Raw genomic sequence first — 23,413 nt, forward strand, 5'->3', positions numbered from 1 at the left:
CCCTAAGTGCGCACCTCCCCATGAACCACCCGGATGTGGGCAAGGCCCCGAAAGGTGGCTTACAGCCGCTCTTCCCTGTGGTTTCCTGGTCGTCCAACGAGCAAGGGGGAACTCGATGGCGAAACGCGTGCTCGGAATTCTCGCGGTCACTCTGCTCACTTCGGCCCTGCTGGGCGGCGAGGCCACGGCCGCGCCCGTACCCATCCAACCCGACCCGCTGCTGATGTTCCCCTCGCACTTCGGGACCGTCGACTGGGCGGCCGTCACCCGCGACCGGGCGGCGAAGACCGCTGCGCGCTCGCAGGTGTCGGCTCGGAATCCACTTCCGTACGCGGAAAAGGAGCCGGCCGGGACCGGCGGCGCCAACGACTCCCCCGCCACCGCCGAACAGATCGCGGGCTTCGGGACACACCGTTCGAAAAACCCCAAGGTGCGCTTGACCGGCGACCTCAAACCGGACACCTCGATCCCCACCCTGCCCCCGGCCGCCGAACCCGATGACGCTCTCGGCCTCGCGCGCGACACCGGCGTCGGCGCCGATCGCCGGGCCGTCCGTACCAGCGGCGTCATCGGCGACGGACCGTACGGCAGTGCCGGCGACGGCACGGGTGACGTCGACTTCTACCGGCTGAGCGCGGCGTCGACGCCGGTGTCGTTCTCGGCGCGGACCCGGACGCCGGACGGCGACCTCGATACGTTCCTCGCGCTGTTCGACGTCGACGGCAACGTGTGGGCCACCAACGACAACGCGAGTGGCTCCAGCGACTCCGCGCTCGCTTTCACCATCCCGCCGGGCCGGGAATACTTCCTCATGGTGGGTTCAGGTCCCTACAACGTGCCTGGTGATCCCAAGAAACCGGGCACCGGCAGGGGCGTCCTGACCGAGGGCCCGTACGACCTGACGATTACCAGCGGCAAGAGCGGCGGTGACCTCGACTACTACTCGTTCGACCTGCGTGCCGGAGACGTGCTGGGCGCATCGGTGGCGGGCGGTGGAACGCGGCTCGCGGTGATCGACCCCGCCGGGCGGGAAGTGTTCGGCTCCTCGCAGGACCTCACCTCCATTTTCTCCACTGCCTCACCGATGCCCGGCGGCGGCAACGCGGTCGTGGACTTCGTGGCACCGAAGGACGGCCGTTACCGCCTCGGTGTCGAAGCGGGCGAAGGCGCGTACGACATCAAACTGGAAGCGTTCCGGCCCGGCACGGAAACCGCCCCGCGCGGCAGCGTGCACACGATCTTCCTCGACTTCGACGGCGCCAGGGTGAACACGGCGATCTACGGTGCGGGCGGAGGGATCCGCGATCTCTCCCCGCTGTCCGCCTTCCTGCCACGCTGGGGGCTCACGGCGGGTGACGAGCACGCGCTGACCGACGCGATCGTCGCCACCGTCAAGGAGAACCTCCAACGGGACCTGATCGCCAAGGGCACCAACCCGAGGTTCGCGCTACGCGTCATCGACAGCCGGAGCCACGCCGATCCCTGGGGACAGCCGAACGTCAGCCGGGTCGTCGTCGGCGGCACCACCCTGGAATCGGGCATCCAGACCATCGGCATCGCCCAGTCCATCGACGCGGGCAACTTCGGCAAGGAGGAGACCGCGCTGGTCCTGCTCGACGACATCAGCTCGCCCGCCGGACCGGTGTGGTCGCTCAACACCTACCTCGGGCCGGACAGCGACAAGATCGTCTTCCTCGGCCGCGCGATCGGCAACGTCACCAGCCACGAGGCCGGGCACATGTCGGGCAGCTGGCACACGAACCTCGCCAACGACGTCGTCGGCATCATGGACCCCGGCGGGGATCCGGCCGCGATGTTCGCGGTCGGTCCCGACAGCCGCGGCGGCACGGCCGACGATCCTGACGTCGACCTGGTCGAGGAGGAGATCAGCCGGTCCGAAGGCTTCACCGGGATCGAGGACACCCTCAACCGCAGTGCCTGGGCCTTCGTCCGCGGAACCGGTTAGGAAGCCGAAGTCACCCGGTAGACGTCGTAGACGCCCTCGACACCTCGGACCACCTTCAACACGTGCCCGAGGTGCTTCGGGTCGCCCATCTCGAAGGAGAAACGGCTGACCGCCACCCGGTCACGTGAGGTCGTCACCGACGCGGACAGGATGTTGACCTTCTCGTCCGCGAGGACCTTGGTGACGTCCGAGAGCAGGCGGTGCCGGTCCAGCGCCTCGACCTGGATCGCGACGAGGAACACCGACGAGGCCGATGGCGCCCACTCGACCTCGACCAGCCGTTCGGGCTGCGCTGTCAGGTCGTCGGCGTTGGTGCAGTCGGTCCGGTGCACGCTGACGCCGCCGCCACGGGTGACGAAACCGAGGATCTCGTCGCCGGGCACCGGCGTGCAGCAGCGAGCGAGCTTGGCCCAGACGTCGCTGGCGCCCTTCACCACGACGCCGACGTCGTTCGAGCCGCGGCGGCGGGTGACCGTGGACGGGGTCGCCCGCTCGGCGAGCTCCTCCTCCGCCTCGTCGACCCCGCCGATGAGGGCGACCAGCCGCTGCACGACGTGCTTCGCGCTGGTGTGGCCCTCGCCGACGGCCGCGTAGAGCGAACTGATGTCGGGATGCCGCAGTTCGGTGGCGACCGCGCCCATCGAGTCGGCGGAGACCAGCCGCTGGATCGGGAGGCCGACCTTACGGACCTCCTTGGTGATGGCCTCCTTGCCGCCTTCGATCGCCTCGTCGCGGCGTTCCTTGGCGAACCACTGGCGGATCTTCGCGCGTGCCTTGGGCGAACCGGCGAACTGCAGCCAGTCGCGGCTCGGGCCCGCGGTCTCGGCCTTCGAGGTGAAGATCTCGATGACCTCGCCGTTTTCCAGCTTGCGCTCGAGCGCGACGAGCCTGCCGTTGACGCGGGCGCCGATGCAGCGGTGCCCGACCTCCGTGTGCACGGCGTAGGCGAAGTCGACCGGGGTCGAGTCGACCGGCAGCGTGATCACGTCCCCCTTGGGCGTGAACACGAAGATCTCGCGCGAGGCGAGTTCGTAGCGCAGCGATTCGAGGAAGTCGCCGGGGTCCGCGGCTTCTCGCTGCCAGTCGAGAAGCTGGCGCATCCACGCCATCTCGTCGACGTCCACGGCGTTCCCGTTGTGGGTGCCTTTGGTCTCCTTGTACCGCCAGTGCGCGGCGATGCCGTACTCGGCGGTGCGGTGCATCTCGTAGGTGCGGATCTGCACTTCCAGCGGTTTGCCGTCCGGCCCGATCACCGTGGTGTGCAACGACTGGTAGACGCCGAACCGCGGCTGCGCGATGTAGTCCTTGAACCGGCCTGGGACCGGCTGCCACAGCGCGTGGACGACACCCATCGCGGCGTAGCAGTCACGGACGTCCTCGACCAGGATCCGCACCCCGACCAGGTCGTGGATGTCGTCGAGGTCGCGCCCGCGGACGATCATCTTCTGGTGGATCGAGTAATAGTGCTTCGGCCGTCCCTCGACCTTCGCGGTGATCCGCGAACCCTCCAGGTTGCTGGTCAGCTCGGTGATCACCGACCGCAGGTACGTGTCGCGCGAAGGCGCTCGATCGGCGACCAACCGGACGATCTCGTCGTACTTCTTCGGCTGCAGGATCGCGAAAGCCAGATCCTCCAGCTCCCATTTGACCGTCGCCATGCCGAGCCGGTGCGCCAGCGGGGCGAGGACCTCCAGGGTCTCGCGCGCCTTACGGGCCTGCTTCTCCGGCGGCAGGAAGCGCATCGTGCGCATGTTGTGCAGCCGGTCGGACAGCTTGATGACCAGCACGCGCGGGTCGCGCGCCATCGCGATGACCATCTTGCGGATGGTCTCGGCCTCGGCCGCCGTACCGAGCTTGACCTTGTCCAGCTTGGTGACGCCGTCGACCAGCTCGCCGACCTTCTCGCCGAAGTCCGCCTTCAGGCTCTCCAGCGAGTAACCGGTGTCCTCGACGGTGTCGTGCAGCAGTGCCGCGACCAGCGTCGTGGTGTCCATGCCGAGTTCGGCGAGAATCGTCGCGACCGCGAGCGGATGCGTGATGTACGGGTCGCCGGACTTCCGCCGCTGATCGCGGTGAAGCTCCTCGGCGACGTCGTAAGCCCGCTGCAGCAGAGCGAGGTCGGCGTTGGGATGCAGCTCGCGGTGGATGACGGCGAGCGGTTCGAGTACCTGCTTGACCGGCGCGGCACGCTGTGCGGTGATCCGGCGGGCGAGGCGGGCACGGACCCGGCGCGTCGCGGAGGGTGTCGGCGCGGCCCCCTGTCGCGACACACCATTCTGCTCGGTGCCGTCCTTCGAGGACACCGCGGCATCGAGCTCTTGGCTCACCCGCACCTCCTGCGCTTCGTGCGGCCTTCGGACATCAAGAGTAGCCGCTCCCCCTCGCGGCTCACTTGGTACGCCCGGTCAACACACCCGAAGGGCCTCCACCTGACGCCCTTCAAGCACGGAACGACCACCGAGCCCGGCGAGTTCCATGACCACCGAAACCCCGGTGACCTGCGCTTTCACGTCTTCCAGCAGTTTGCAGGTGGCCGCGACGGTGCCACCGGTGGCGAGCACGTCGTCGAGTACCGCGACACGCTGGCCAGGCTCGACGATCCCTTCGGGCAACTCGACGGTCGCCGTGCCGTACTCCAGCGCGTAATCGACCCTGCCCGCCACCCGGGGCAGCTTGCCGGGCTTGCGAATCAACGCCACGCCGAGTCCACGGGAGTAACCGACCGCGGCGGCCAGCAGGAAACCACGGGCTTCGACGCCCGCCAGCAAGTCGACGTCCGGACCGACGGTGGCCGCCAGCGCGTCGGTGACGGCCTTGAAGCCGGCGGCGTCGGCGAACAGCGGGCTCAGGTCACGGAACAGCACGCCGGGTTCCGGGAAGTCCGGCACCTCGGCGATCAGGTCGAGTGCCTTGTCCAGCTCCATGTACTTCCCTGCTCTCGAACTCGCTTGTGTTCGTGACCGGTCGCTATGAAGGGGCCTTTCATTGCAAATTTTGCAATGAAAGGCCCCTTCATAGCGCTTGAAACCCCGGTCTACCTCTTGCGCTTGCCGGACGGACGGCCCTTGTGGGCCTTCTGGTTCCGGGCCGGGACGCTCGCCGCGGCGGCGTACGCCCTCTCCTTGCGGAGTTCGGCTTCCAGCGCGTCTTCGTCGTTCGGGTCGAAGTCGTCGTCGCGCTCGGCGGCCTTGCGGGCCTGGTTCGCGCGCCGCGAAGCGACCCTGTCGGCCTGCTGACGGTACTTCGGGTCGCGCATCTTGAAGTCGACCAGCAGCGGCGTCGCCAGGGCGACCGACGACAGCACACCGACGATGGTTCCGGTGAGCTGCACCAGCGCGAGCTCCTGCAGGGTGCCGGAGCCGAGCAGGATGTAGCCGATCACCAGCAGGCCGAGGATCGGCAGCGCCGCGATCAAGGACGTGTTGAACGACCGCATCAGCGTCTGGTTCAGCGCCAGGTTCGCCGCCTCGCCGTAGGTCCGGCGGGTCAGTCCGAGCAGGCCGCGCGTGTTCTCGCGGACCTTGTCGAACACGACCACCGTGTCGTACAGCGAGAACCCGAGGATCGTCAGCAGACCGATCACCGTCGCCGGCGTGACCTCGAAGCCGATCAGCGAGTACACACCCGCCGTCACCACGATGTCGTTCAGCAGGGTGACCAGTGCCGCGGCCGCCATCCGGGGGTCGAAGTACAACGCCAGGAACAGCGTGACCGCCAGCAGGAAGACCCCGAGCGCGATCAGCGCCTGCCGGGAGATCTCCCCGCCCCAGGAGGCGCTCACGGCGCTGTCACTGATGGCCTGCACGCTCGGCTGCCCGCTGGTCCCGATCGGGCCCAGCTGCTCGAACAGCGCCTGCTTCACCTTGGCGACCTCGGCCGAGTCCAGGGTGTCCGAACGGAGCTGGATGGTCGACGAAACCCCGCTGCCGACCTTCTGCGCCTCGTCGGCGGGCTTGCCCAGTGCGGAGGCGAAAACCTCCTTGGCGCGCTCTTCGGTGATCTGCCCGCTCTTCCCGTTGGCGGGCAGCTGGATCTGGGTGCCGCCTTCGAAGTCGATGCCGAAGTTGAAGCCCTTGACCCCCATCGACGCGACGCACACCAGCACCAGCGCGCCGAAGAAGAGGTACCAGCGCTTGCGGACACCGACGACGTCGAACACGCCGCTGCCCACGTACAAGCGGTGGAAGACGCTCTCGTGCTTGTTCTCGGTGGTGTTCTTCTCGTCGACCACGGTCACGCCTCCTTCGCGTTCGGACGGCCGGGAACGGCGCGAGCGGCCTTGCGGTCCGAACCCAGCTGCTGCACGGCGCCGAGGCCGAGGTTCTTGGGGTTGGACAGGAACTTCGACTTGGACCGGGACACCATCGCGACCAGCGGATGCGTGACGAGATAGACGACCACGAGGTCGAGGACCGTCGACATGCCGAGAGTGAACGCGAAGCCCTTTACGTCACCGACGGCCAGCAGGTAGAGGACCGCCGCGGCGAGGAAGCTGACCGCGTCCGCCGCCAGAATCGTGCGCTGGGCACGGGACCAGCCGCGCGGTACGGCGGATCGGAAGGTCCTGCCTTCGCGGATCTCGTCCTTCAATCGTTCGAAGTAGATGACGAACGAGTCCGCGGTGATACCGATCGCGATGATCAGGCCGGCCACGCCCGCGAGGTCGAGGGTGTATCCGATCCACCGTCCCAGCAGCACCAGGACCCCGTACACGATCGCGAACGACAGGCCGAGCGACAGGATCGTCAGCAGGCCGAGCAACCGGTAATAGAACATGCAGTAGATGAACACGGCCAGCAGGCCGATACCGCCGGCGATGAGGCCCGCCTGCAGCGACGCGAGACCCAGCGTCGCGGACACCGTGGTCGCGTCCGAGGACTCGAACGACAGCGGCAGCGAACCGTACTTCAGCACGTCCGCCAGATCCTTCGCCTCGGACTGGCTGAACCGGCCGGTGATCTGCGTCTGGCCGCCGAGGATCGCGGACTGGATGGTCGGCGCGGAGACGACCTGCGTGTCGAGGACGAACGCCGCCTGCTTCTGGACGTTCTTCGAGGTGAAGTCGCCCCAGATCCGGGAACCCTCGCCCTTGAAGTTCAGGTTGACGACCCACTGGGAGTTCTGGGTGTCGTAGCCGGAGGTGGCGTCGGAGATCTCCGTCCCGGGGAGGAACTCCGGTTCCAGCAGGTACTTCATGGTGTTCTTGTCACCGCAGGCGACCAGCGGCTTGTCGGTGAGGTCGTTACCGACGAGCGGGTCCGAGACCTTGGGATCGCAGTTGAGCGCGGCGAAGGCCTTTTCGGCCGCCGCGGACTGCTTCGCCTGGTCCGTCGACAGCAGATCGGGGTTCTGCCGGAGCTTCCGGGCCTCTTCGATTTCCCGCTTGGTCTTCTCGTCGGCGTTCTCGTCGGGCTGCTGCTGCGGCGCACCGGCGGCGCCACCGCCACCATTGGCCGGGCTGCTCGGCGGAGCGTTCGAGGCGGCCGGAGCACCCGAGGACGGCGGAGCCGACGAAGGCGCACCCGAGGCGGGCGGGGCCGACGGCGGCGCGACCGGGGTCACCGGCTGCGACGTCACGACCTTCCGGAAGCCCAGCTTCGCGGTCTTGCCAAGAGCCTTGGCCTGGTCGCCCTGCTCGCCGGGGACGGTGATCACGACGTTGCTGCCGTCGAGGACGACCTCGGTGCCGCTGACGCCGATACCGTTGACCCGGCGCTCGATGATCGAGCGGGCTTGTTCGAGGGACTCTCGCGGAGGGTCACCGCCGTCGGGATTGCGGGCGGTCAGCGTAACCCTCGTGCCGCCTTGCAGATCGATGCCGAGCTTCGGCGTCGGCTTGCCGCTACCGGTGAAGAACACCAGGGCGTACAGCGCCACCAGGATCAGGGCGAAGAAGGCGAGATAGCGTCCCGGGCGGAGATGCCCGGCCGGTGCGGCCACTGTGCTTCGGTCTCCTCGGACGGACTGGGTGTTCCCCAATGGACTTGGCTGTTCACTCACCGGACGGGAGTCCGGTGGTACCGCGAACCTGCCTCGATGCCGATGCCCGGTGAACGGGCACGACTATGACGACGGACACGCACGCAGCACCGAGACACTACTCGGTGCTGCGTGAGCCCGGCGTTGGCCCCGCACCTACGAAAGTCTGGTGTCGGGGATGGCCTTACAACCGCTACTTCTTGCCGTGCTCCAGCGGAGGAGCGATCTGCGCACCCGACTTCTCCTCGACGCGCTCGTCGTCCTTCGCCTCGACGATCGTCTCGTCGACGGCCTCGTCGTCCAGGATGTCCTCGTCGGTCTCGACGACCGGCTCGACCTTCTCGCGGACGGCCTGGCGCAGCCAGGTGGTCACGACACCAGGGGCGATCTCGAGGTCGATCGTGGTGTCGGCGGAGGCGTCGGCGACAGACGCGTAGAGACCGGAGGTGGTCATCACCCGGTCGCCGGGAGCGAGGCTCGAGAGCAGCTCCTGCTGCGCTGCCGCCGCCTTCTTCTGCTTACGGGTGCCCATGACGAGCGGAATCGCCACAACGAGCATCAGGAGCAGCGGCAGCAATAACTGGTTCATGATTCTCCATTTCGAGCGGACGCCGCGCGGTGCGCTGTTTTGTCCGATTTGGCGGGGTGTGCTCTACCCGAGTGTGCCAGGTGCCAGCGGAAACTCCACCACCACCCGTCGCCACCACGGAACCCGTACCGCGTGCACGGTCCGGTCAGTCCTGGTCGAACAGGGTCGGGCCACCCTGCTCGCCGCGAGTGGCACCGGCCGGAGCCGTCAGTCCGAGGTGTTCCCAAGCGGCCGCTGTGGCGACCCGGCCGCGAGGAGTGCGGGCGAGCATACCGGCGCGGACCAGGTAAGGCTCACACACCTCTTCGACGGTGGTCGGTTCTTCCCCCACCGCGACGGCCAGTGTCGACACGCCGACCGGACCGCCGCCGAAGGAACGCACCAGCGCCGTCAGCACCGCGCGGTCGAGCCGGTCGAGGCCGAGTTCGTCGACGTCGTAGACCTCCAGCGCGGCGCGCGCGATCTTGCGCGTGACCTTGCCGTCCGCCCGGACCTCGGCGTAGTCGCGCACCCGCCGCAGCAGCCGGTTCGCGATCCGGGGGGTGCCACGGGACCGGCGGGCGATCTCCGCACAACCGTCCCGGTCGATGTCGACGTCGAGGATCGTGGCGGCGCGGCGCGCGACGAGTTCGAGTTCGCTGTCGGTGTAGAACTCCATCTGCCCGGTGAAACCGAACCGGTCTCGCAGCGGACCGGTCAGCGAACCGGACCGCGTCGTGGCGCCGACCAGCGTGAACGGCGCGATCTCCAGCGGGATGCTGGTCGCGCCGGGTCCCTTGCCGACCACGACGTCGACGCGGAAGTCCTCCATCGCGAGGTACAGCATTTCCTCGGCGGGGCGGGCGATGCGGTGGATCTCGTCGATGAACAGCACGTCACCGGGCGCCAGGTTGGACAGCATCGCGGCGAGGTCGCCCGCGCGTTCCAGCGCCGGGCCGGAGGTGATCCGGATGGCGGCGTTGAGTTCGGCGGCGACGATCATCGCCATACTGGTCTTGCCCAGTCCGGGCGGCCCGGAGAGCAGGACGTGGTCCGGCGGCACCCCGCGGCGGCGCGCGCTCTCCAGGACGAGTTCGAGCTGTTCGCGTACCCGCGGCTGGCCGACGAACTCGTCGAGTTTGCGTGGGCGCAGGGTCGTCTCGACCTCACGTTCGCCGGTCTGCGGCAGCGCCGAAAGCGTCTCTTCCCCGGCGTCGAAATCCGTCACGGCCTCATGGTCCATGTGGCTCGTTACCGCTTACGCCCGAGGGTGGCCAACGCGGCACGCAGCACGGAGGACGTCGTGTGCCCGTCACCCTCGCTGAGCACGTTGTCGACGGCCTGTTCGGCCTGCTTGGCCGGGAAACCGAGGCCGGCGAGCGCTTCGACGACCTCGCCCCGGAGCACGCCGGCTGCGGCGACCACCGGGGAGCCGTCGGTCGGGCCGGCGAGCGCGGTGACCTTGTCGCGCAGTTCGAGGGTCAGCCGCTCGGCGCCCTTGCGGCCGATGCCGGGCACCTGGGTCAGCACGGTGATGTTGCCTTCGACCAGCGCGGACCGCAGTTTGTCCGGGTCGAGCACCGCCAGCGTCGCCAGCGCGAGCCGCGGACCGATCCCGGAGACCGTCTGCAGCAGGCCGAACAGCTCGCGGGCGTCGGCGTCGGCGAAACCGAACAGCGTCAAGGAATCCTCGCGGACCACGAGCGCGGTGTGCAGCATCGCCTCTTCCCCGCGACGAAGCGTCGCGAGCGTGGCGGGTGTGGCCTGCACGGCGAAGCCGACTCCCCCGACCTCGATCACCACGTGGTCGAGGCCGATGGAGAGGATTTCTCCGCGTACCGAGGAGATCATCGAGCCGCTCCCTGTGTTTTGGCTTGCCTGGCCGCGGCGGCGAGCCTGGCCTTGTGGTTCTTGGCGATCTCGGCCGCCCTGGCCTCGGCTTCGGCGAGGCGGACCCGCATCGGTTCGCGCCAGAGGTGGCAGATGGCGAGCGCGAGCGCGTCCGCGGCGTCGGCCGGATGCGGTTTGACCTCGAGGTTGAGCAGCCGCATGACCATACCGGTGACCTGTGCCTTGTCCGCCCGGCCGGAGCCGGTGACGGCGGCCTTGACCTCACTCGGCGTGTGGAACACGACCGGCAGCCCGCGCCGGGCGGCCGCCAGCGCGACGACCCCGCCCGCCTGCGCGGTGCCCATCGCGGTGCGCACGTTGTGCTGCGCGAAAACCCGTTCCACGGCGACGGCTTCGGGCCGGTAGCGATCCATCCACCTCTCCACGGCGTCGGAGATCCCCAGCAGGCGCACGGAAAGTTCGGCGTCCGGCGAGGTCCGCACGACGTCGACGGCCACCGCGCGGACGGTGCGGCCCGTGCCGCCGTCGACCACGCCCAGTCCGCACCTGGTCAGACCGGGGTCGACCCCGAGTACCCGCACGCGTTTCCCTCCGCCGTTCCCACGAACATCCGTTCGAGCCTGAGGCTACCCGGGATCCCTCCGGGCAAGATGAGGACATGCCGAGCCTCGACGAGTTCACCGTTCATCTGGGTCTCCAGCCCCTGCCCGTGGAGGGTGGCCGCTGGGCGCAGAGCTGGCGCGACGAAACCGCGTCGGCGATCTACTACCTGCTGGCCCCACCGGAAACCTCGGCGCCGCACCGGCTGGACCGACTGGAGATCTACGCCCATCACGCGGGCGCGCCGGTGCGGATGCTGCTGCTGTTCCCGGACGGACGGATCGCGCGGCCGGTACTGGGTCCCGACGTCGCGGCGGGTCAGCGTCCGCAGGTGGTGGTGCCGGCCGGGGTGTGGCAGGCGTCGGTCAGTACCGGTGAGTGGAGCTTGGTGGGCACCGTGGTGGTGCCGCCCTATACGGACGACTGTGTGGAATTCCGGTCCGCTTCGGCGCTGGCCGCCGAGTGGCCGGAGGCCGCCGAGGACCTGTCGCCCTGGCGCGTTTAGTCCTCTGAATGCGCGGGGTGGGCGGCCTAACCTCAAGGAACCAAAGCGCAATGAAGGGGCCTTTCATCGCAAAATTTGCAATGAAAGGCCCCTTCATCTCAACTTCAGCACACCTCAAGGGCCGTCGACGCCCGGCGTCCAGCTCTCCGGGTCACCGGATTCGGTCAGCACCGGCTGGTACCGCGCGAAGCCCTCCGGCGCGTCCGGATGCCAGGGGAAGTGCCCGTCCGGGGTGGCGACGATCAGCTGCAGCGCCGGAAAGTCGCCGTCCGGGTAGATCAGGAACGCGCTCCCGAAGTACTCGGGATAGTGCCCCTTCGCGACCCGTTCGAAGACCACCGGCGCGCCCTCGAAGAAATCGTCGTAGCGCTTGCCGACCTCGAAGATCTCACCGTTGGCCGCGCGGTCGACGTAGGCGTCGAGCAGGACCGGCCCCATGTGCTCGGGCAGCCCGATCACGACCGCTTCCGCGACGCTGTGCAGTGCCCAGGCGCACGCGGTGAAGCAGAAGCCCGCTTCCTCCTCGTCGCCCGCGACCGCGATGACCGCGTTCCCTCTCGCCTTCGCCTGCGACTCGATCCAGTGGATGAGTTCGGTTTCTTCGGCGGTGAGGGCATCGGCTTCGGAGGTCGTCACGCGCGACATTCTGCCCCACGTCCGCGCCCGCACCTAGCCCCGGGACGGATTTTCCGCGGCACGACTGGAAAAACGATCAGCCGACCTCGGCCATGACCTCATCTGAAACATCGAAGTTCGCGTAAACGTTCTGGACGTCGTCGCAGTCCTCGAGTGCGTCGATGAGTTTGAAGACCTTCTTCGCGCCCTCGACGTCCAGCGGGACGCTGACCGACGGCAGGAAGGTGAGATCCGCGGACTCGTACTCGAAACCGGCTTCCTGCAAGGCTTTCCGGACCGGGACGAGGTCGGTGGCCTCGGCGACGATCTCGAAGTTCTCGTCGAGGTCGTTGACCTCTTCGGCTCCCGCGTCGAGCACGGCCATGAGGACGTCGTCCTCGGCGGCGTCACCCTTGGGCATGATCACGACGCCCTTGCGGTTGAACATGTAGGCGACCGAACCCGGGTCGGCGAGGGAGCCGTTGTTCCGGGTGAGCGCGGTCCGTACCTCCATGGCGGCGCGGTTCTTGTTGTCGGTGAGGCATTCGATCAGCACGGCCACACCGTTCGGGCCGTAGCCTTCGTAGGTGATGGTCTGCCAGTCGGCGCCGCCCGCCTCTTCACCGGCGCCGCGTTTGCGGGCGCGCTCGATGTTGTCCTGCGGGACCGAGTTCTTCTTCGCCTTCTGGATGGCGTCGTAGAGCGTCGGATTGCCATCCGGGTCGCCACCGCCGGTCCGTGCCGCCACCTCGATGTTCTTGATCAACCGGGCGAAGAGCTTGCCGCGCTTCGCGTCCAGGTTGGCCTTCTTGTGCTTCGTGGTGGCCCACTTGGAGTGGCCGCTCATCTCTCCTCCATCTACTCCTGTGCCCGCCGCTGAGCACAGTGTCGGTTTTGCTTAAGCCTGCCGCACGAGGTCGACGAACAGCCTGTGCACGCGTTCGTCCCCGGTGAGTTCGGGATGGAACGACGTGGCGAGTACCGCCCCCTGCCGGACCGCGACGATCCTAGCGGCCACGTCGTCCGAGCCGGGTATTTCGGGAACACTGGCGAGTACTTCCACCCCGTCGCCCGCCTTCTCCACCCACGGGGCGCGGATGAACACGGCGTGCACCGGGCCGCCTTCGATACCGGTGAAGTCGAGGTCGGCTTCGAACGAGTCCACCTGCCGCCCGAAGGCGTTGCGCCGGACGACGACGTCGAGTCCGCCGAGTTGCCGCTGGTCAGGCCGTCCGTCGAGGGCCTGGCGGGCGAGCAGGATCATCCCGGCGCAGGAGCCGAACGCGGGCAGTCCGGCCGCGATGCGTTCCTGCAGGGGTTCGAGCAGTTCGAAGCTCTCCAGGAGCCTCGACATGGTGGTCGATTCGCCACCCGGCAGCACCAGACCGTCCACTTCGGACAGTTCGCCGGCGCGGCGGACCGGCAGCGCACGGGCGCCCGCGCGCTCCACCATCGCGGCGTGCTCCCGCACGTCACCCTGCAGTGCGAGCACGCCGACCACCGGCCGTGCCCCCGTCGCGATCGCCACTCGACCTCCCGAAAGACCTTCCCCCCAGCTTAGGCGTCCCGGGGAACGGCCAGGTCAGGGGACCCCGGCGAGCCGCAACAGGGCGGCGGTCGCGGCGGCGGCCACGACGACCAGGGCGAACGGCGCCTTCCGCCAGGCGAGCACGCCGCCGACCAGCACACCGGCGGGCCGGGCGTACCCGGCGAACTCGTGCCCCTCGGTCAGCGCGGCGACCGCGACCAGGGCGGCCAGCAGGACGACGGCCGAGCGTGTCATCAGCTTCTCGGCCTTGGGCGAAACCGTGAATCGTGCCTTGAGCACCGGTCCGGCGAAGCGGAAGGCAAAGGTACCGATGGCGAGCACACCGCCCGCGATGATCAGGTCCAGCGGGTCCATCAGCGCACTCCCTCGGGCTCACGGTCGGCGGGTTCCTTCGCGGCGACTCCGGCCAGTACGCCGACCAGCGCGAGCAGCACCGGCAGACCGGCGGGCAGGAACGGCGTCGTGGCCAGCGCGACGGCCACCCCCAGGAACACGGGCAGCCGGGCGGCGCGGTCGCGCAGCGACGGCAGGACCAGTGCGAGCAGTACCGCGGGGAAGGCCGCGTCGAGACCGAACGCGTCGGTGTCACTGATCGCGGTCCCGGCGTACGCGCCGGCGAGCACGCCGACGTTCCAGCACACGAACAGCCCGATCCCGCAGACCCAGTACGCGGCCCGGCGCCGTTCCTCGTCCCGTTGGGCCAGCGCGAACGCGACCGATTCGTCGATCATGAGATGGCTGCCGACGAGCCGCGTCGACCAGCGCTTTCCCAGGACATCGCCGATCGCGAAGCCGAACGGCAGATGCCGCGCGTTGGCCAGCAGACCAGCCGCGACGGCCGCGACCGGACTGCCACCGGCGGCGATGATGCCGACGAACATGAACTGCGAGGCACCGGCGAAGACCAGTACCGAAAGCAGCATCGGCGCCCAGATCGGGAAGCCGGAGCCCACCGCGATCGCGCCGTAGGAGATGCCGACAATGGTGTCGGCGAGGCAGACCAGCCCGATGTCACGGAGAAGATCGCGCCCCAAGACACGAGTGGTTGTTCGCCATATCGAACGCATAGCGTCATACAATGAACGACCGCAGCCGCGTTCGTCAAGGCGAACGCAAAGACCGATGGAGCGAACGCATGTCCCCGACCGCGTCCGACGGCGCACCACTGGACGTCATCGCCACGTCCCTGCGCCGGGAACGCGCCCGCACCGGGCTGTCCCTCACCGAGGTCGCCAAACGCGCCGGGATCGCGAAGTCGACGCTCTCCCAGCTGGAGTCCGGGACGGGCAACCCGAGCGTCGAGACGATCTGGGCGTTGTGCGTCGCGCTCGACGTCCCGTTCTCGCGGGTGGTCGAACCCGAACGCCCCCGCGTCCAGGTCATCCGCTCGGGCAGCGGGCCGACGGTGTTCGCCGAACACGCCGACTACGCGTGCACGCTGCTCAGCTCCTGCCCGCCCGGTGCCCGGCGCGACGTGTACCTGATTCGCGCCGAGCCCGGGAAGCCCAGGCTTTCGGATCCGCACATGAGCGGCATCGTCGAGCACATCGTCCTCAGTGCGGGCCGCGCCAAGGTCGGACCGCGCGACGAGCCGGTGGAACTGCTGCCCGGCGACTACATCTGTTACCCCGGCGACGTGCCGCACATCTTCGAGGCGCTCGAACCGGGCACTTACGGCGTGGAGATCGCGGAGTACACCTGAGTCAGGCCGGCTCCTCGGCCTTCTCTTCGGTGACGTCGGCGAGCTTCCAGCCACCCTTCCGTCGCAGCACGAAGACGTAGTACGCGATCGACAGCAGGGCGACGCAGGCCGTGACGATCAGGCTCGGCCTGCCCACCGCCGGGTCGAGCAGGTTCTGGTAGACCACGAACACCAGGACGGCCAGCGCCAGCACCGGTGCGACCGGGAACCAGGGCATCCGGTACTTTGCATGCGCGGTCGCCCCGGAGCGGCGGCCGGCGATCGCGCCGAGGCACAGCGCCGCGTAGACCGCCACGATCGACGTGCTCGTCACCACGAGCAGCAGTTTCGGATCGACGAAGCAGAGCAGCGCGGCCACCAGCCCGGTACCGACGGTGGCTACCCACGGCGTCCCGAACTTCGGATGCACCGCGGCCAGCGCGCGGTTGACCGGCGAAGGCCACGCGCGGTCGCGGCCACTGCTGAACAGCATCCGCGAGCTGATCAGCACGATCGCCAGCACCGCGTTGATGATCGCGAGCGCGACCGCCAGGCCGAGCACGGTGTCGAGCGTGCCGCCGCCACGCGAGTCGATGAAGTAGGACAGCATGTTCCCCGAGGCGAACAACGCGTTCAGATCTGGCGCGCCGAGCAGTACCGCGGTCACCGGGACCAGTTCGGCGAGGACCGTGATGCCGAGCGCGAACAGGATCGCGCGGGCGATACCGCGGGAGGCGTCCTGCGTCTCCTCGCCGAAGTACACCGCCGAGCCGTAGCCGTTGTAGGCGAAGATCGCGACCGAGGTGGCGATCGCGATGGCGCCGACCGTGGCCGGGCCGCCGTCCGGGGCGACCGGATGTGCGAGCAGTTCGCCGAACGAGCGTGCCGGGTTCAGCAGGCCGAGTGCGCTGACCACGATCAGCGCGAGGATCTCGATCGCCAGGAAGATCCCGGTGACCCAGGCGTTGAGCTTGATGTCGAATACCCCCACGACGGCGGCGACCGCGCACGTCACCGCCGCGATCACCGGGCCGGGCACGCCGGGCATCAGCACCCCGAGGTAGGTGCCGACGCCGAGCGCGATCACCGCGACGATGAGCACCTGGGTGACGATCATCAGGCCCAGTACGGCGAACCCCGGCAGTCTGCCGAGGGTGCGGGTGACGATCGCGTACTCCCCGCCTGCCAGCGGGAACGCCGACGCGAGTTCGGCGTAGACGAAGGCCATGAACACGCCGACGACCGCGGCGGCCACGAAGCTGTAGAAGGCGCCCGTACCGGCGCCGGCGACGACCCCCGGCGCGATGATGAAGACCGACGAGGCCGGGCTGATCGCGGAGAGCGTGATGAGCAGCGTGCCGAGGGTGCGCAGACCACGGCGAAGAGCGGGAGTGGACACGGCCGACCTCCAGTGGGGGCGGGAATCGGTTCTTTGAGTCTCCTTCGAAAAACTGTTGAGCACGCATCAAAGGCCCTTCTCGTTGTGACGTCAAGAGCAGATCCGGATCCGGGGTTGCGTTTTTTGAACAACCTTCGAAGAATGGAGGCATGGCGAGACCGAGCAAGGCACCGGAACGACGAGCCGAGCTGATCGAGGTGGCGAGACGGGCCGTCCTCGAACGCGGCGTGCTGAACCTGCGGCTGCGGGACATCGCCGAGGGCGCGGGCCTGTCGTCCGGATCGATCCTGTACTACTTCCCCACCCTCGACGACCTGCTCCGAGAGGTGCAGCGGGAGGCGGTCGCGCGCTTCTGCTCGGCGAGGGAACAGGCCGCCGCCGCGAAGACGGATCCTGGCGAGCGGCTGCGCTCGATGATCCGCAGCGGCCTGCCGACCGGCCCGGACGACGAACTCTGCGTGCTGCTCTACGAACTCGGCACCATCGCCCGGCGCGATCCCGTGTACGCCGCGCGGCACATCACGCTCTTCGAACAGCAGGTGCGGATCTACACCGGCATCCTCGAAGCCGGCGCGGCCACCGGCGAGTTCGCCCTGACCGCGGACGCGGTGTCGATCGCGCGGAACCTGGTCGCACTGGAGGACGGCTACGGCCTGCACCTCACCCAGGCCGTGCCGACACTGGAAACCGCCACCGCCGAAGCGATGTTGCTCTCCTACGCCCGCACCGCCACCGCGCACCCCTTGGAGGAACTGTCATGACCCGCGCCCGCGACCTGGGTGTCCCCCTGTCCGGCCGGACCGGCGAGCACAACGCGCTCACCGACGTCCCCGGTGTCGAGGTCGGCTTCACGACGATCGTCGAGGGCGACTCGGTGCGCACCGGCGTCACCGCCGTCCTGCCGCGCGGACGCGAGGAGTTCGCCGTGCCGTGCGCGGCCGGGACGGATGCCCTCAACGGCAACGGCGAGATGACCGGCACCGCCTGGCTGGCCGAGACCGGATCGCTGACCTTGCCGGTGCTGATCACCTCGACGCACGCTGTCGGCCCGTGTCACCGCGGCGTGATCGATTGGGTGGTCCGCGAACGACCTGACGTGGCCGCCGAATGGCTGCTGCCGGTGATCGCCGAAACCTGGGACGGCTACCTGAACGACAGCACCGCGCCGACCATCCACAGTGGACACGCCATCGCCGCGATCGACGCCGCGCGGGGCGGGGCGCTCGACGAAGGCTCCGTCGGCGGCGGGACCGGGATGACCTGCTACGGCTTCAAGGGCGGCACCGGCACGGCCTCGCGCCTGGTGTCCTATGGGGACGACGAGTACACCGTGGGCGTGTTGGTACAGGCCAACTTCGGCTCACGCCGCGAACTCACCGTCGCCGGCGAACCGGTCGGGCTCGAACTGGGCGAGGACAACCCGATGGAGGAGGCGTGGACGGCGCCGCCGGGCGCGGGTTCGGTGATCGTGCTCGTAGGCACCGACGCTCCCTTGCTGCCCGGCCAGTGCACCTCGCTCGCACGCCGGGTCCCGCTCGGCCTCGCGCGGACCGGCACCACGGGCTCGCATTTCTCCGGTGACCTCTTCCTCGCCTTCAGCACGGCGAACCCGGGCGCGCTCACCAGCCGGTTCCCGCGCACCGAGGAGGCCGAGTACGAGAGCCTCCGATTCGTTCCCTGGGGCAGGCTCGACCCGTTCTTCGAAGCCGTGGTGCAGGCGACCGAAGAGGCGGTGCTCAACGCGCTCTTCGCGAACGAGGAGACGACCGGTCACCGAGGTCACCGGGTTCCCGCCCTCCCGACGTCACGTTGGCGCGCTTGACCCCGCGCGTTTAATCCTCTGAATGCGGTAGTTGCGTGTACAAGGACCGCATCCAGAGGACGAAACGCGGGGTCAGGAACCGGACAGGGCGCCGAGCAGGCGTGCGCAGGCGGCCGCGCTGCTGCGGTTGCCCGCCCCGGTGAACTGCGAGGACGCGCCGGTCAGCACCTTCGCGGCGGCCTGCCGCTCCCCCAATGTCGTGTAGGTCCGGCCGATGTCGAGCCGGACCTGCGCGGCGCAGAGTTCGTCGGAGAGCGATTCGAGCAGTTCCAAAGCGCGGCGCAGGCAGGACATCGCGCCGCGCGGGTCCTTGCGCCGCAGATGCAACTGTCCTTGCCTGCGCAGGACGAGTGCCATCCGGTGCGGATCATCCAGTTCGACGCAGAGCCGCCAGGCCTCGTCCAGCTCCGCCTCGGCTTCGTCGAGCAGGTCGAGTTCGGCGCTCGCGACGGCGTGCGACGTGTGGAGATGCGCCATGCCGAGCACGTCGCCGATCTCGGTGAAGATCGCCAGCGCGCGTTTCGCGGTCGCTCGTGATTCCTCGGGCCGTCCGGTCGACCGCGCGACGACGCAGAGTCCGGTCAGCGCTCTGGCCCGCCCGGCGGGATCACCGATGCGTTCACTGATCCGGTACGACTCGATGAGCGCCCTGGTGGCCTCCGGATAGTCGTCCCAGTACAGGTGGAGCTGGCCGATTCCGCGCAGCAGGGCGGCTTCCCCGCGTGCGCGTCCCGACGCCCTCGCCGCTACGAGCGCCCGCCGATGACACCGCGACCATTCCGCGTACAGTCCACTGTGGTCGAAGTAGGACGCCGCGACGACGGCGATCTCCCAGGCCAGTTCCCCGAGTCCGGCATCCGCCGCTTGCGAGACGGCGGCTTCCAGCGCGGGAAGTTCGCCCTGGAACCATGAATGTGGTTCGGCCACCAGCGTTTCGTCGACGGCCGTACGGGCGGCCGTGCCGGGTTCGGGCAGCAGCACACTGCCGGGCAATCGGCCGGCCGCCTTCTCCGCGAGCCAGAGCCACCCGCCGAGCACCCGCTCGACGGTGTCCGCGCGCTCGCGCTCCGGCTCGGCGCTCACCTCCTCGACGGCGAACGCGCGCAGCAGGTCGTGTACCCGGTAGCGGGGGATACCACCGGTTCCGCGACAGACCGGCTGGATCATGTGCCGGTGTCTCAGATCTTCGAGCACGCCATCGACGTGAACAGGGTCGCCGCCGTCGGCGAGCCCGGCCGCCCAGGCGGGGAAATCGGCCGCGGGCAGGAGCCCCAGCCTGCGGAAGAGCCGCTGCCCATCCGGCGCCAGTTGGCGGTAGCCCAGGGAAAGACTGCTGCGGACCGCGAGATCTCCGGCACGAAGCCAGTCGAGCCGCCGCCGTTCGACCGACAGCTCGACGGCGACGTCGGCCAGTCTCCAGCCGGAGCGATCACCGATCCGGCTCCCGACGATCCGCAGTGCCAGCGGCAACCCGCCGCAGTACTCGAGAACCTGTTGAGCGGCATCGGAATCCTCGTCGATCTCGCCGCTGCCGGTGAGCCTCGCGAGCAGCGCGGCCGCGTCGGCAGGCGGCAGGACGTCCAGCGGGACCGGGCGGCCGATTTCGAGGCCGTCCAGGGCGAACCTGCTCGTGACGAGCACCGCGCAGCCGCCGCCGGCGGGCAGCAACGGCCGGAGCTGGGCCTCACCCGCGGCGTCGTCGAGGACCAGCAGGACCCGGCGCCCATGGACCATACTCCGGAACAGGCAGGCGCTTTCGTCGACGTCGGCGGGGATCGCGTCGGAGGGAACGCCGAACGCGCGGAGAAATCCGGCGAGTACGGCCTCCGGCGACCGTGGTTCGGTCGTGGTGCCGCGGAGGGAGGCGAACAGCCTGCCGTCCGGATACTCCTCGGCCACCTCGTGCGCGAGCCGGATCGCCAAGGACGACTTCCCGATCCCGCCCGCGCCGGTGAGCAGCAGGACGCGCGGTGTCCCGCGGTCCCCGGCCGGGACCAATTCCGCCAGCAGGTCCTTGACCAGCGCCTCGCGGCCGACGAAGTCCGGAATGCCGGGGGGCAACTGGCTCGGCACCGCAGGTTCCCGGTACGCGGGATACTCGCGCGCGGTCATCTTCGGGCCGTCACACAGGATCTCCTCCTGCAGCGCGCGGATCGCCGAGGACGGTTCCACGCCAAGTTCGTCGACAAGCCTGCGGCGCCATTTCCCGTAGACGTCGAGTGCCTCGGCCATCCGGCCCGCCCTGGCGAGCGCGGTCATCAGCTGCCCGCAGGTCCGTTCGCGGAACGGGGCCGCGGCGAGCATGTCGCGCAGCTCCGGCACCAGCCGCTCGTGCTCGCCGAGCCCGAGTTCGGCCTCGACCCGGTCTTCCAGCACGGAAAGCCGCTGATCCTCCCAGCGCGCGACGACCTCGGCCGCGACGGGAACCCCGGCGAGCACCGGCCCGCGCCACAGCGCGAGCGCTTCCTGGAACCGTCGCGCCGCCTCGCGGTGACTTCCGCGCGCGAGCAGTTCGCGGCCGTGGGCGGCCAGGCAGGTGAACCGGCCGCCGTCGGTCTCCTCCGGTCGCGCGTCGAGCAGGTACGCCGCTCCCCTGGTGAGGATCGGCTGATCGCCCAGCGGTGACCGCAGAGCCCGACGAAGGCCGGAGACCAGCCCCTGGACCTGCACTTTCGCCGACGCCGGCGGAGCGGCACCCCAGAGTTCGTCGATGATCCGGTCGCAGGAGACGAGTTGCCCGGCCTGGATGAGCAGCAGCGCGAAGAGCCGTCGGGCCTGAGGTGGACCGAGTGGGAGATCCGCACCCTCCCATTCGGCGGCCGGCTCCCCCAGTAAGCGATAAAAGCGTGCTCCTGTCCTCATGAAGCCCCCTTTAATGTGACACCTAGCTCAAGAGTGTCACGGCATAGCGGAAGCCGGCGTCATCCGTTCGGGCGAATCGCTCAACGGTCATGAGCGGGACAGGACTCACAGCGCTTGTCGGGGCGAAAATCAGCCGACGTTGCGGAATCGGCGCGAACAGGCAGCACGACAGCGAGTTTCGTCATGCGGCCGGACGATCCCGGCGTCCCATCGCCGCTGACGTCACCCGCGTCCGACTCGGAACGAGCCGCACGCGTCCCGGTCGTCAGTCACCGTGTTCGTTCCGCGCGGCCCGCTGCTGCGCCAGGTCGCGGACCATGGTGTTCATCAATCCCATGGATCGCGACAGCGACGCCTGGTACTCGGGCGAGTTCCATCGGGCCCGGATGCCCTGCCAAAGGCAGTGCCAGGTGCAGAACGCGATGACGCGCTGCGGTGAACCGCTGATTTCCCATCGACGTCCGCACGTTTCGCAGCAGTTCACGTTCACCTGCTTCCTCACCATCGGTCGAGTATCACCGCGGACGCTCCGCGCTGCAACGGACTCCACCCCACAGACCGCATCCCACGACGCTCCGACCTTCACGACGGGTGGCCGATTGCTTATCCGGCAGTCGTTCGGCTACCTGGGTTCGAATCGCGTCGTCGGACTTCCCCATACCGACAGGAATAGGAATTCCGCGAACACCTTCGGGGCGATATGCGACTGTTGCGCCAACCGAGTGTAAACGTTATTCCGCCGTTGCGAGGACGTTCGCGACGGCGGTAGCGTGAAAAAGCAAGCCGAAGTGGAAACAAATTCGGGATGCGACACAGGGGGTCCGACGATGGGCGCGCCCGCCCGGCCGACGAACATCATTTGGGATATCACCTACGCGTGCCCATTGCGATGTATCCATTGTTACTCCGAATCCGGTCGACGGCCGACCCGGCAATTGAGCCTGAACGAACAACTACGAGTTGCGGATTCGATTATCGAGCTTCAGCCGAAGATGGTGGCGCTGGCCGGTGGCGAACCGCTCGTGGTGAAGGGGATATTCGAGGTCGCGGACCGCTTGTCGCGAGCAGGTATCCATGTCGTGTGCTATTCCGGCGGATGGCCGATGAAACCGGACATGGTCGAGAAGTTGATGCGCTGCTGCGCCACGGTGACGATCAGCCTCGATGGACCGACCGCGCGGGTGCACGACCGGATCCGCGGCCGCGCCGGCTCGTTCGACCGGGCCATGGCGGCATTGCGGATGCTCGACGACGCGGTGCTCGACGATGGGCCGCCCGGGTTCCGGTTCGGCATCGACACCGTGGTGGTGCGCAGCAACTTCGAGGTTCACGAGGAGATGTGCACTTCGATCGCGCCCCGCTTCCCGGCACTGAAGTTCCTCGATCTGGGCGCCGTCATCCCGGCGGGCCTGGCCAGCAGGCCGGGATTCGCCGAGCATGAACTGCTCTCCGATGCCCAGGTCGAACAGCTGGGCAGTGCCGCCTGGACCCGGCACCTGCGGTCACTCGCACCGCCATCGGTGACCGTCACCTGCACGGACAACCTCGACTTGCGCATGAAGCCGGACCAGGGGATCGACAACTTCACGGCGTTGCAGATCGAGCCCGACGGCGAAGTCAGGGCGATGCCGATCTACGAAGGTACCGTCGGCAGTCTCCTCCACGAGTCCGGCGAGACATTATGGCACCGCGCGATCGAACGATGGAGTCATCCTTTCGTCACCGAAATCCTGTCCTCTGTTCACACGGTCGAAGAATGGTCCGAAGCCGCCCGACGAATCGACTACCATTTCGGTTCGGAAGCCGTGCGTGCCCGCATCGACCGACGGCCGGGATTCACTGGAGCATGCGTTTGATTCCACTGTTTCAATTCCGTGAGTCCCCGGCTCCCACCGCGGCACTGATTTCCCGTTCCGGGGGATCACCGTGCCACCCCGGCGCATCGATTCTTTCACGGAAGAAAGGAGGTGAACGACCATGGCGTACTGGCCCCCCACGAAGGTCTCCCACTGACCC

At 68.5% G+C, this 23,413-nt stretch carries 22 protein-coding genes; 6 read left to right on the forward strand and 16 right to left on the reverse strand.

Translation table 11 applies throughout. The annotated features are described in order from the left end of the window. Nucleotides 1-115 precede the first annotated feature (115 nt). Nucleotides 116-1,966 carry a PPC domain-containing protein gene (locus AVL48_RS12010; protein WP_061982871.1) on the forward strand — a complete coding sequence of 617 codons (1,851 nt, stop codon included), beginning with the start codon at nt 116-118 and terminating at the stop codon, nt 1,964-1,966. Here AVL48_RS12010 and AVL48_RS12015 read toward each other — a convergent pair. The 8 genes from AVL48_RS12015 to ruvC form a co-directional block, all read right to left on the reverse strand. Beyond that, a complete protein-coding gene (locus AVL48_RS12015; RefSeq protein ID WP_061982870.1) occupies nt 1,963-4,293 on the reverse strand; it encodes a RelA/SpoT family protein in 2,331 nt (776 codons plus the stop codon). The genes AVL48_RS12010 and AVL48_RS12015 overlap by 4 nt on opposite strands. Before the next feature lie 78 nt (nt 4,294-4,371). Continuing rightward, nucleotides 4,372-4,890, reverse strand: coding sequence for an adenine phosphoribosyltransferase (locus tag AVL48_RS12020; RefSeq protein ID WP_061982869.1), 519 nt, complete (start codon nt 4,888-4,890; stop codon nt 4,372-4,374). A 110-nt stretch (nt 4,891-5,000) separates the two neighbouring features. After that, the gene (gene secF, locus AVL48_RS12025) at nt 5,001-6,203 is read right to left on the reverse strand and encodes a protein translocase subunit SecF (protein ID WP_061982868.1); all 1,203 of its coding nucleotides are present in this window, start codon (nt 6,201-6,203) and stop codon (nt 5,001-5,003) included. After that, nucleotides 6,200-7,906, reverse strand: coding sequence for a protein translocase subunit SecD (secD, locus tag AVL48_RS12030; protein WP_061982867.1), 1,707 nt, complete (start codon nt 7,904-7,906; stop codon nt 6,200-6,202). Before secD ends, secF begins: the two co-directional genes overlap by 4 nt. A gap of 232 nt (nt 7,907-8,138) precedes the next feature. Beyond that, complete coding sequence (gene yajC, locus AVL48_RS12035) at nt 8,139-8,534, reverse strand: preprotein translocase subunit YajC (protein WP_061982866.1); 396 nt, start codon at nt 8,532-8,534, stop codon at nt 8,139-8,141. Between the two features lie 145 nt (nt 8,535-8,679). Then, entirely contained in the window at nt 8,680-9,756 is a 1,077-nt protein-coding gene (gene ruvB, locus AVL48_RS12040; protein ID WP_061982865.1) for a Holliday junction branch migration DNA helicase RuvB, read from the reverse strand. An 8-nt stretch (nt 9,757-9,764) separates the two neighbouring features. Beyond that, on the reverse strand, nt 9,765-10,364 hold the full coding sequence (gene ruvA, locus AVL48_RS12045; RefSeq protein ID WP_061982864.1) for a Holliday junction branch migration protein RuvA: 600 nt from the start codon (nt 10,362-10,364) through the stop codon (nt 9,765-9,767). Further along, nucleotides 10,361-10,945 (reverse strand): crossover junction endodeoxyribonuclease RuvC, encoded by a 585-nt coding sequence (gene ruvC, locus AVL48_RS12050; RefSeq protein ID WP_061982863.1) that lies wholly within the window; start codon nt 10,943-10,945, stop codon nt 10,361-10,363. Before ruvC ends, ruvA begins: the two co-directional genes overlap by 4 nt. A 77-nt stretch (nt 10,946-11,022) precedes the next feature. Between ruvC and AVL48_RS12055 the strand changes: the two genes are divergently transcribed. Further along, nucleotides 11,023-11,469, forward strand: coding sequence for a cupin domain-containing protein (locus AVL48_RS12055; RefSeq protein ID WP_061982862.1), 447 nt, complete (start codon nt 11,023-11,025; stop codon nt 11,467-11,469). A 114-nt stretch (nt 11,470-11,583) separates the two neighbouring features. Here AVL48_RS12055 and AVL48_RS12060 read toward each other — a convergent pair whose 3' ends face one another. The 5 genes from AVL48_RS12060 to AVL48_RS12080 form a co-directional block, all read right to left on the reverse strand. After that, nucleotides 11,584-12,114 carry a DUF4262 domain-containing protein gene (locus tag AVL48_RS12060; RefSeq protein WP_061982861.1) on the reverse strand — a complete coding sequence of 177 codons (531 nt, stop codon included), beginning with the start codon at nt 12,112-12,114 and terminating at the stop codon, nt 11,584-11,586. A 67-nt stretch (nt 12,115-12,181) separates the two neighbouring features. Then, nucleotides 12,182-12,931 carry a YebC/PmpR family DNA-binding transcriptional regulator gene (locus AVL48_RS12065; protein WP_037308275.1) on the reverse strand — a complete coding sequence of 250 codons (750 nt, stop codon included), beginning with the start codon at nt 12,929-12,931 and terminating at the stop codon, nt 12,182-12,184. 51 nt (nt 12,932-12,982) lie between these two features. Beyond that, nucleotides 12,983-13,612 carry a pyridoxal 5'-phosphate synthase glutaminase subunit PdxT gene (gene pdxT, locus AVL48_RS12070; RefSeq protein ID WP_061982860.1) on the reverse strand — a complete coding sequence of 210 codons (630 nt, stop codon included), beginning with the start codon at nt 13,610-13,612 and terminating at the stop codon, nt 12,983-12,985. 54 nt (nt 13,613-13,666) lie between these two features. After that, nucleotides 13,667-13,987 (reverse strand): AzlD domain-containing protein, encoded by a 321-nt coding sequence (locus AVL48_RS12075; RefSeq protein ID WP_061982859.1) that lies wholly within the window; start codon nt 13,985-13,987, stop codon nt 13,667-13,669. Beyond that, nucleotides 13,987-14,700 carry an AzlC family ABC transporter permease gene (locus tag AVL48_RS12080; protein ID WP_061982858.1) on the reverse strand — a complete coding sequence of 238 codons (714 nt, stop codon included), beginning with the start codon at nt 14,698-14,700 and terminating at the stop codon, nt 13,987-13,989. Before AVL48_RS12080 ends, AVL48_RS12075 begins: the two co-directional genes overlap by 1 nt. Before the next feature lie 68 nt (nt 14,701-14,768). Between AVL48_RS12080 and AVL48_RS12085 the strand changes: the two genes are divergently transcribed. Beyond that, complete coding sequence (locus AVL48_RS12085; protein ID WP_061982857.1) at nt 14,769-15,335, forward strand: helix-turn-helix domain-containing protein; 567 nt, start codon at nt 14,769-14,771, stop codon at nt 15,333-15,335. A 1-nt stretch (nt 15,336) separates the two neighbouring features. Here the strand turns inward: AVL48_RS12085 and AVL48_RS12090 are convergent, their stop codons facing one another. Beyond that, on the reverse strand, nt 15,337-16,713 hold the full coding sequence (locus AVL48_RS12090; protein WP_061982856.1) for an APC family permease: 1,377 nt from the start codon (nt 16,711-16,713) through the stop codon (nt 15,337-15,339). Between the two features lie 149 nt (nt 16,714-16,862). Between AVL48_RS12090 and AVL48_RS12095 the strand changes: the two genes are divergently transcribed. Continuing rightward, nucleotides 16,863-17,474, forward strand: a complete 612-nt coding sequence (locus tag AVL48_RS12095) for a TetR/AcrR family transcriptional regulator (protein ID WP_061982855.1) — start codon at nt 16,863-16,865, stop codon at nt 17,472-17,474. Further along, nucleotides 17,471-18,535 carry a DmpA family aminopeptidase gene (locus AVL48_RS12100; RefSeq protein ID WP_061982854.1) on the forward strand — a complete coding sequence of 355 codons (1,065 nt, stop codon included), beginning with the start codon at nt 17,471-17,473 and terminating at the stop codon, nt 18,533-18,535. Before AVL48_RS12095 ends, AVL48_RS12100 begins: the two co-directional genes overlap by 4 nt. Before the next feature lie 72 nt (nt 18,536-18,607). Here AVL48_RS12100 and AVL48_RS12105 read toward each other — a convergent pair whose 3' ends face one another. Both AVL48_RS12105 and AVL48_RS12110 read right to left on the reverse strand, forming a co-directional pair. Further along, a complete protein-coding gene (locus AVL48_RS12105; protein WP_061982853.1) occupies nt 18,608-21,397 on the reverse strand; it encodes an AfsR/SARP family transcriptional regulator in 2,790 nt (929 codons plus the stop codon). A 265-nt stretch (nt 21,398-21,662) separates the two neighbouring features. After that, a complete protein-coding gene (locus AVL48_RS12110) occupies nt 21,663-21,902 on the reverse strand; it encodes a hypothetical protein (RefSeq protein ID WP_061982852.1) in 240 nt (79 codons plus the stop codon). Between the two features lie 322 nt (nt 21,903-22,224). On the opposite strand from AVL48_RS12110, the gene AVL48_RS12115 reads away from it, so the two are divergent. Beyond that, a complete protein-coding gene (locus AVL48_RS12115; protein ID WP_061982851.1) occupies nt 22,225-23,253 on the forward strand; it encodes a radical SAM protein in 1,029 nt (342 codons plus the stop codon). Nucleotides 23,254-23,413 lie beyond the last annotated feature (160 nt).

This window comes from Amycolatopsis regifaucium, from assembly GCF_001613935.1.
Lineage (GTDB): Bacteria > Actinomycetota > Actinomycetes > Mycobacteriales > Pseudonocardiaceae > Amycolatopsis > Amycolatopsis regifaucium.

What these genes read in the sequence shown, in the direction of transcription:
- AVL48_RS12010 (WP_061982871.1), top strand. Translation starts at nt 116, where the DNA reads ATGGCGAAACGCGTGCTCGGAATTCTCGCGGTCACTCTGCTCACTTCG.
- AVL48_RS12020 (WP_061982869.1), bottom strand. Translation starts at nt 4,890, where the DNA reads ATGGAGCTGGACAAGGCACTCGACCTGATCGCCGAGGTGCCGGACTTC.
- yajC (WP_061982866.1), bottom strand. Translation starts at nt 8,534, where the DNA reads ATGAACCAGTTATTGCTGCCGCTGCTCCTGATGCTCGTTGTGGCGATT.
- ruvB (WP_061982865.1), bottom strand. Translation starts at nt 9,756, where the DNA reads ATGGACCATGAGGCCGTGACGGATTTCGACGCCGGGGAAGAGACGCTT.
- ruvA (WP_061982864.1), bottom strand. Translation starts at nt 10,364, where the DNA reads ATGATCTCCTCGGTACGCGGAGAAATCCTCTCCATCGGCCTCGACCAC.
- AVL48_RS12055 (WP_061982862.1), top strand. Translation starts at nt 11,023, where the DNA reads ATGCCGAGCCTCGACGAGTTCACCGTTCATCTGGGTCTCCAGCCCCTG.
- AVL48_RS12060 (WP_061982861.1), bottom strand. Translation starts at nt 12,114, where the DNA reads ATGTCGCGCGTGACGACCTCCGAAGCCGATGCCCTCACCGCCGAAGAA.
- AVL48_RS12065 (WP_037308275.1), bottom strand. Translation starts at nt 12,931, where the DNA reads ATGAGCGGCCACTCCAAGTGGGCCACCACGAAGCACAAGAAGGCCAAC.
- AVL48_RS12075 (WP_061982859.1), bottom strand. Translation starts at nt 13,987, where the DNA reads ATGGACCCGCTGGACCTGATCATCGCGGGCGGTGTGCTCGCCATCGGT.
- AVL48_RS12080 (WP_061982858.1), bottom strand. Translation starts at nt 14,700, where the DNA reads ATGCGTTCGATATGGCGAACAACCACTCGTGTCTTGGGGCGCGATCTT.
- AVL48_RS12085 (WP_061982857.1), top strand. Translation starts at nt 14,769, where the DNA reads ATGTCCCCGACCGCGTCCGACGGCGCACCACTGGACGTCATCGCCACG.
- AVL48_RS12095 (WP_061982855.1), top strand. Translation starts at nt 16,863, where the DNA reads ATGGCGAGACCGAGCAAGGCACCGGAACGACGAGCCGAGCTGATCGAG.
- AVL48_RS12100 (WP_061982854.1), top strand. Translation starts at nt 17,471, where the DNA reads ATGACCCGCGCCCGCGACCTGGGTGTCCCCCTGTCCGGCCGGACCGGC.
- AVL48_RS12105 (WP_061982853.1), bottom strand. Translation starts at nt 21,397, where the DNA reads ATGAGGACAGGAGCACGCTTTTATCGCTTACTGGGGGAGCCGGCCGCC.
- AVL48_RS12110 (WP_061982852.1), bottom strand. Translation starts at nt 21,902, where the DNA reads ATGGTGAGGAAGCAGGTGAACGTGAACTGCTGCGAAACGTGCGGACGT.
- AVL48_RS12115 (WP_061982851.1), top strand. Translation starts at nt 22,225, where the DNA reads ATGGGCGCGCCCGCCCGGCCGACGAACATCATTTGGGATATCACCTAC.